This window comes from Roseomonas sp. 18066 (assembly GCF_902706185.1).
Classification (GTDB): Bacteria; Pseudomonadota; Alphaproteobacteria; order Acetobacterales; family Acetobacteraceae; genus Pseudoroseomonas.
This window is the reverse complement of sequence record NZ_CACSJM010000223.1, coordinates 1-7,464: the sequence shown is the minus strand read 5'-3', so window position 1 is coordinate 7,464 and position 7,464 is coordinate 1. Positions and strand designations below refer to the sequence as shown.

8 protein-coding genes are annotated in these 7,464 nt (G+C 72.9%); all 8 read right to left on the bottom strand.

Translation table 11 applies throughout. The annotated features are described in order from the left end of the window. Positions 1-14 precede the first annotated feature (14 nt). On the bottom strand, positions 15-932 hold the full coding sequence (locus GVN67_RS27245) for a polyprenyl synthetase family protein (RefSeq protein WP_235035560.1): 918 nt from the start codon (positions 930-932) through the stop codon (positions 15-17). Continuing rightward, positions 929-1,177 (bottom strand): exodeoxyribonuclease VII small subunit, encoded by a 249-nt coding sequence (locus tag GVN67_RS27240; protein WP_160000454.1) that lies wholly within the window; start codon positions 1,175-1,177, stop codon positions 929-931. Before GVN67_RS27240 ends, GVN67_RS27245 begins: the two co-directional genes overlap by 4 nt. Positions 1,178-1,224: 47 nt before the next feature. Further along, a complete protein-coding gene (locus GVN67_RS27235) occupies positions 1,225-2,154 on the bottom strand; it encodes a histone deacetylase family protein (protein ID WP_160000453.1) in 930 nt (309 codons plus the stop codon). Next, entirely contained in the window at positions 2,151-2,399 is a 249-nt protein-coding gene (locus tag GVN67_RS27230; RefSeq protein WP_160000452.1) for a sulfurtransferase TusA family protein, read from the bottom strand. Before GVN67_RS27230 ends, GVN67_RS27235 begins: the two co-directional genes overlap by 4 nt. Before the next feature lie 231 nt (positions 2,400-2,630). Continuing rightward, a complete protein-coding gene (locus GVN67_RS27225) occupies positions 2,631-3,740 on the bottom strand; it encodes a glycosyltransferase family 4 protein (RefSeq protein WP_160000451.1) in 1,110 nt (369 codons plus the stop codon). Positions 3,741-3,757: 17 nt separating this feature from the next. After that, entirely contained in the window at positions 3,758-5,404 is a 1,647-nt protein-coding gene (locus tag GVN67_RS27220) for a heparinase II/III family protein (protein WP_200845415.1), read from the bottom strand. Continuing rightward, positions 5,404-6,078, bottom strand: a complete 675-nt coding sequence (rpe, locus tag GVN67_RS27215; RefSeq protein ID WP_160000450.1) for a ribulose-phosphate 3-epimerase — start codon at positions 6,076-6,078, stop codon at positions 5,404-5,406. The genes GVN67_RS27220 and rpe overlap by 1 nt, the downstream gene beginning before the upstream one ends. 142 nt (positions 6,079-6,220) lie before the next feature. Next, positions 6,221-7,464 (bottom strand): transcription antitermination factor NusB (locus tag GVN67_RS27210; protein WP_235035559.1); only part of this gene is annotated, 1,244 nt, incomplete at its 5' end.

Here is a 7,464-nt window from a genome sequence, read left to right as displayed (position 1 = left end):
GGGGGGGTTCGCCATCAGGACCTCCGGGCGATGGTATAGTCGGCCAGCATGCGCAAGAGATCGGCACGCGGACCGAAACTGTCGAGATGGGTGCGGGCCTGGGCGGCCAGTCTTTCCGCATGCACCCGGGCGCGCTCGATGCCCAGCAGCCCGACCAGCGTCGCCTTGCCGGCGGTGGCGTCCTTGCCGGTGGCCTTGCCGGTCTCCTCGGCGCTGGCGGTGGCGTCCAGGATGTCGTCGGCGATCTGGAAGGCGGCGCCGAGCTCGCGGCCATAGAAGCACAGCGCGTGGCGCTGCGGCCCCGGCGCCTTGCCCAGGATGGCGCCGGCCTCGGCGGCGAATTCGATCAGCTTGCCGGTCTTGAGCATCTGCAGCCGGCCGATCGCCGCCTCGCCCAGCGGCACGCTGCCGGCCAGCGCCTGGTCCTCGGCCAGCATGTCCAGCATCTGGCCGCCGCACATGCCGCGGGGGCCGGCGGCCAGGGCCAGGCGCAGGCACAGCTCGGCGCGGACGGCGGAATCCGAATGGGTGTCCTCGGCCGCCAGCACAGCGAAGGCATGCGCCTGCAGCGCGTCGCCGGCCAGGATCGCGGTGGCCTCGTCGAAGGCGCGGTGCACCGTCGGCTTGCCGCGGCGCATGTCGTCATTGTCCATCGCCGGCAGGTCGTCATGCACCAGCGAATAGGCGTGCAGCATCTCGAGCGCGGCGGCGACGCGCAGCGCCGAGGTCTGCGACACGCCGAACTGCGCCGCGCCCTCGACCACCAGGAAGCCGCGCATCCGCTTGCCGCCGCCCAGGCAGGCGTGGCGCATGGCGGCGAAAAGCCGCGCCTCCGGCCCTTCCGGCACCGGCAGCAGGGAGTCCAGCGCGTCCTCGATCTCGGCCGCCGCGGCGCGCAGCGCCTCCGACAGGCCGGCCAGGGGGGCGGTCACGACAGTTCCCGCAGGCTGGCACCCTGGGAGCCGCTGGCGCCCACGACGATGGCCTGCACCTTCTGCTCCGCCTCGGCGAGCTTCGCCTCGCAATGGCGGCGCAGCACGGCGCCCCGCTCGTAGTCGGCGATCGCCTCCTCGAGCTTCGCCTGCCCGCCCTCGAGCTTCTTCACGATGGCATCGAGCTCGGCCAGGGCGGCCTCGAAGGACAGGGCGGCGACGTCCTGGTGGGGCGTCTCGGACATGACAGGCACCTCAGGGGGTGGCGGAAAGCAGCTTCGGCACATTCAGGTCAGGCGCAGAGCAGCGCCCGCACATGGCCGGCGGCGGAGGCCGCCAGCGCCTCCAGATCATAGCCGCCTTCCAGCGTGGAGACGACCCGCCCGCCGCAGAGCCGGTCGGCGATCCGGCAGATTTCGGCGGTCAGCCAATTGAAATCCGCTTCCCGCACGCGGAGTTGCGCCAGCGGGTCGCGCGCATGCGCATCAAACCCGGCCGAGACGATGATCAGCTCCGGCCCGAAGCTTTCCAGCGCCGGCAGCAGCCGGTCGCGCCAGACGGCGCGGAAGGCCTCGCCATCCGCCCCCGGGGCCAGGGTGGCGTTGAAGACATTGCCCACCCCGGTCTCGCTTTCCAGCCCGGTGCCCGGATAGCAGGGCGACTGGTGCGAGGAGAGGAACAGGATGGTCGGATCGGCCTCCACCGCCGCCTGGGTGCCGTTGCCGTGGTGGACGTCGAAATCCACCACCGCCACCCGCGCCAGCCCATGCACCGCCTGGGCGTGCCGGGCCGCGATCGCCGCATTGGAAAACAGGCAGAAGCCCATCGGCCGGTCGGGCTCGGCATGGTGGCCGGGGGGGCGGACGGCGCAGAAGGCGCGGCGGACCTCGCCGCGGCAGACGGCATCGACCGCGGCGATCCCGGCGCCGGCGGCCCTGAGCGCGGCCTCGGCGCTGCCGGCGCTCATGCCGGTGTCGCCGTCCAGCATGACGATGTCGGCGCCCTCGGGGCGGATCGCCAGCAGGCCCTCGACATGGTGGCGGGGATGGACCCGCAGCAGCTGCTCCTCGGTCGCCCGGGGGGCCTGCTCCTGGATGGCGGTGGAAAACTCCTCGGCCTCCAGAACAGCGAGCACCACCCGCAGCCGGTCGGCCTCCTCCGGATGGCCCTCGCCATTGGAATGGCCGAGGCAGGCCCGGTGGGTGACCAGCAGCAGGCTCATGCCTCGTCCGCGGGCTCGGCGTCGCGCTTGCGGAGGGTGAAGCGGTACTGCCCGGCCTGCTCGCTGAAGCCGACCAGGGCATGGCCGGTCTCGCGGCTATAGGCCTGGAAGTCCTTCACGCTGGCCGGATCGGTGGCCAGCACCACCAGCCGCGCCCCGGCGGGGAGGCTGCGCAGGGCCTTGTTGGCCTTCAACACGGGCAAAGGGCAGGTCAGGCCCTGCACGTCCAGCATGGTCTCGCTCATGGGGGGATAGTGGAGCGAGGAAGGGGGAAAGAGAAGGCTTGAGCCCAAAAGGCTGGGGGAATGAATTCCCCCAGACCCCCATCTTTTTTCTGATGACCGGCCGTTGGGGGACCTGCGCCTCACCGGCATGAGTGCCACGTCCCGCTTTGTCGGGGGGTAGCGGCAGCCTGATAGAAAAAAGATGGGGTCCAGGGGAATTCATTCCCCTGGCCTTTCTCTGTCTTCGCTTCGCTAAAGACCCAATAAATCCAACGTCTTCCCGATGACTTTCCGCTCATCGAAAAGTTCCAGCGCCATCTCCCGTCCGGCGGCGCCGAACTGCGCCCGCAGCGCCGCGTCACCCGACAACCGACGCAGGGCTTCCGCCAGCGGGGCCACGGTCAGGGGTGGCACCAGGAAGCCGGTCTCGCCGTCGACCACCTGCTCGCGCGGGCCGCGGATGTCGGTGGCGACGACGGGCAGGCCGGTCATCATCGCCTCGATGACCGACATGGGCAGGCCTTCGAAATGGCTGGGCAGGCAGAAGATGTCGGACGCCGCCAGGATCTGGCCGACATCGTCGCGGTAGCCCAGGCGCTTCAGCCGCGGGCCCAGCAGCTTTTCCGCGCGGGCGAAGTCGTCCGCCATGTCGGGGCCGTGGTCGGAGGCCAGGCGCTCGCCGACGATCCAGAGCGTGGCGCCGGGGACGTCCTCCATGGCGCGCAGCAGCTCGACATGGCCCTTGTGGCGCACCAGCCGGGAGACGATGACCACCACGCAGTCGCCGGGCGCGGCGCCCAGCTCGGCCCGCAGCCGGGCGCGGGCCTGCGCGTCGGGGCGGAAGCGGGCAGGGTCGCGGCCATTGCCGATGCCGATGGCATGGGGCGCGATGCCCAGGCGGCGGGCATCGGCGGCTTCCTCCTGGCTGACGGTCAGGAAGACGTCGGTGGCGCGGCCGCCCAGCCATTCCAGGCCCAGCGCCAGGTTCTTCCGCCAGAAGGGGCCGGGCTGGTTGAACAGGAAGCCGTGCCCCGTATAGGCGATGCGCGGCACGCCGGCGGCCTTGGCGGCGGCGCGCGCCAGCAGGCCGGAAATCGGCATATGGGCGTGCACCAGGTCGAATTTTTCGGCCTTGAAGACCTCGAGCAGCGCGCGGAAGGCGCGCAGCTGCGCGACCGGATTGAGGCTCCGCGCCATCGGGACCGGGATGATGCGGAAACCTTCGGCGCGGGGCACCGACAGCATCGGCCCCTCGGCGCAGATGCCCACCACCTCGTGGCCGCGGTCGCGGGCGCCGCGCATCACCGGCAGCACGAAGTGCCGCAGCGAGAAGTCGACGTTGCAGACCTCGGCGATCTTCATCGCAGCAGCCCCGCGGCTCAGCCTTCCTCGACGATGCCGGGGGTCGGCAGGTTGACGCGGCTCAGCGCCCATTGCACCGAGGCGGTGCCGGGCTCGGCCAGCAGCACCACCTGGCTGGTGCGGCGCGGCTCGCCGGCCATGAAGACGCTTTCCTCGACCGCCAGCTTCGCCCGGCTGGCGCGCAGCCGCCAGGACGCGCCGGAGGGCAGCCGCAGCAGCACCGCATTGTCGTCCAGCTGCGGGCTGGCGACGACGCCGGGATGCAGGTGGAAGCGGACCTCGTAGGCGACCGGGTTCTCGGCCTCGACCGAATCCTCGCCGCGCAGGTCGTCGCCGGATTCCGACAGGTACAGCCGGCGGCGGTGCAGCGCGCCAAAGCCCTTCTTGTAGCCGTCATGGCTGGCGTCCAGCCATTGCGCGCCATTGGCTTCCTGGCGCTCGGCCTCCACCGTCTCCGGGCGGCGGCCGAGGCCCTCCTCGCGCAGCTCGCTGCTGTTGGTGTCGGCCAGGACCAGGGTGGAATGCGCGGCGGTGGCCCGCAGCGCGTCGCGCCAGGCGCTTTCGGCGGCTGTGGCGGCGCCGCAATTGACGATCAGCCGGTCGCGGCCGACCGACATCTCGAAGGCCAGCGTGCCGGCATGGTGGAAGCGGTCGGCCTGGCGCGGCAGGCCGGCGGGGCTGAGCGCGGCGCGGCCCTCGGGCGGCGGGCCGCAATCGACGATGACCAGGGTGCGGCCGGCCTGCAGCCGCTGGAACCCGGCCTCGGGCAGGATCAGCGGGGCGCGGCCACGGGCCTGGCCCTGGGTCAGCACCAGGTCGACCAGGGCGGCGCCCTCGTCGCGGGTGCCGTTGAACAGCGCCAGCCCGCCATCGCCATGGCGGAACAGCCGCAGCGCGGGCGCGGCGCGGTCGAGGGCCAGCGCCAGGTGCGGCGGCGCCTCCAGGCCCGCGCCATGCAGCAGGTTGCGGATCTCGATCAGGTCCTGCACCGCCAGCAGCAGCTGGCCGGGCGAGCGCTCGACATGGGCGCCGTCGGGCAGGATCTGCCGCTCGATCTCCTGCGGCAGCACGCGCAGGCAGCGGGCGATCCAGGCCTCTTCGTTCAGCGCGACGGAGGCCGCCATGGCGCCCTTCAGCGCGGCGAGCCCGCCCCGGTGGCGCGCCTCGGCCGGCAGGGTGGCGACCAGCACGCGGGCGTCCTGCGCCAGCCGCACCATCAGGGCGCGGCGAAAATGGTCCTCGGCGGTCGCCGCCAGGAAATCCCAATGGCCGAGCCAGGCGGAGAGCCGGGCGCCGGCGACCTCGGGGGCGGCGGCCAGCGCCTCGCTGCTGCCACGCTCCAGCCAGTCGGCGGTCAGATCACGGGCACGCAGCCGGGCGCCATCGGTGCCCAGCGCGCGCAGGTCGCGCAGCCAGCAGAAGCCATGCACGGCGCCGCGCCACAGGGCCGCGCCGCTGCCCTCGCCCCAGCCCTGGCCGCCTTCCTCGGCGGTGACCAGCGGGCGGGTGGTGCCGCTCACCTCGCATTCGCCGCGCAGCAGCCGGTGGCCGCGCGTCGCGTCGCCGGGCCAGAGGTCGCGGAAGGCGCGGGCCGGCGCCTCCGGCACCTTGACCGGCTTCAGACCGGCCATGACCCGGCGCGCGCCGCGCAGCCAGTCGGTCATCAGGCAGGGCCCCCCAGGGAAGAACCGCGGAGAGCGGCGATGGCGGCGGCATAGTCGGGCGCGCCGAAGACGGCGGTGCCGGCCACCAGCACCGTGGCGCCGGCGGCGATGCAGGAGGGCGCGGTCTTCACCGTCACGCCGCCATCCACCTGCAGGGCGATGTCGCGGCCGGTGGCGTCGATCATGCGGCGCAGCGTCTCCATCTTCGGCAGCTGGCTTTCGATGAAGGACTGGCCGCCGAAGCCCGGATTGACCGTCATCACCAGCACCAGGTCGACCAGGTCCAGCACATGCTCGATGGCCGAGACCGGCGTCGCCGGGTTCAGCACCACGCCGGGCGACTTGCCCAGGGCCCGGATGGTCTGCATGGACCGGTGCAGATGCGCGCCGGCCTCCGGGTGCAGGCTGATGCGGTCGGCGCCCGCCTCGGCGAAGGCCGCCAGGTAGGGGTCGGCCGGGGCGATCATCAGATGGACGTCGAAGCACATGGCGGTCTTGCCGCGCAGCGCCTTCAGCAGGCCGGGGCCATAGCTGATATTGGGCACGAAATGCCCGTCCATGATGTCCAGGTGCAGCCAGTCGGCGCCGGCGGCATCGATGGCGGCGACTTCCTCACCGAGCCGCGCGAAATCGGCAGCCAGAAGGGACGGGGCGATTTTGACCGGACATGTCACGACGGATGTTATGCCTTCTGCGCTGATGCAGAACAAGCTGAGACGGAGCAGGTCCCGCCCGGCTTGTCATCAGTAGTTCTGGAGAAACCGGCCCTCGCCGCAGGAAAAAACAACAAAAAATCGCGGCGCCGGGCCGGGCCCCTCACGCCGCCCGGAACCGGGCCATGAAGAAGCCGTCCATGCCGCCCTGCTCGGCCCAGAGGTCGGGGCGGGTGCGCAGCCAGCCCTCGGGCGAGATCGCCGCGGCCAGGCCCGGCACCTCCTCGGCGCGGATCGGGTCGGGCACCAGGCCGGGCGGCGGGGTGGCCGCCTGGGCCTCGCCCTCCTCCCGCTGCAGCGAGCAGGTGGCGAAGACCAGCTTCCCACCCGGCGCCAGCAGCTTGGCGGAGGCCTCGAACAGCTGCCGCTGCAGCGTCGCCAGCGAGCCGATATCGGTCGGCCGCTTCAGATGCGGCACGTCGGGGTGGCGGCGGATGGTGCCGGTGGCGCTGCAGGGCGCGTCCAGCAGGATGGCGTCGAACAGGCGGCCGGGCTGCCACTGCATGACATCGGCATGCACCGTCTCGGCGCCCAGCGACAGGCGCGCCAGATTCTCGCGCAGCCGCAGCAGACGGGTCGGGTCGCGCTCGACGGCGACCACCTCGGCCCCGGTGGCGGCCAGCTGCGCGGTCTTGCCGCCCGGGGCGGCGCAGAGATCGGCGACCGCCATGCCGGGCCCGGCGGCCAGCAGCCGCGCCGGCAGGGCGGCGGCGACATCCTGCGCCCAGGCATCGCCGGCGATGAAGCTTTCCAGCTCGGTGATGCGGGTGCCGGCGGGGAAGCGGGCGGTGCCGGTGGGCAGCAGCACGGCGCCCTCGGGGAAGGCCGCGCCCGGCTTCAGCGACAGGTCGAGCGGCGCCGGCAGGCGATGGGCGCGGGCCAGGGCGCGCACGCCGGGGCCATAGGCGGCGTGCCAGGCGCTCCACAGCCAGGTCGGCGTGTCGAGCCGCTCGCCATCGAGCTCCTCCAGCGCGGCGGGGCCGGCGGCGGCGACTTTCCGCAGCACCGCGTTGACCAGGCCGGCGAAGGGCCGCGGCACCAGGTCGACGCAGCTGGAGACCACGGCATGCGGCGGCGTCTCCAGCAGCAGCAGCTCGGCGGCGCCGATGCGCAGCACCTGGCGCACCTCCGGCGGCGGCTCGCGGCGCAGCGACGGCTCCAGGATGGCGTCGATGCTGCCCAGGCGCCGCAGCACGCCGGCGGCGATGCGATGGGCGGCGGCGCGGTCGCGGGCCTCGCCGGGCGGCAGGGCGTCCAGCGCCTCCTCCAGCCCGCGATGCCGGTCCAGCACGGCGGTCAGCAGCGACAGCGCCGCGGCCCGGGTGGGGTTGCGGCGCTGTCGCTGCT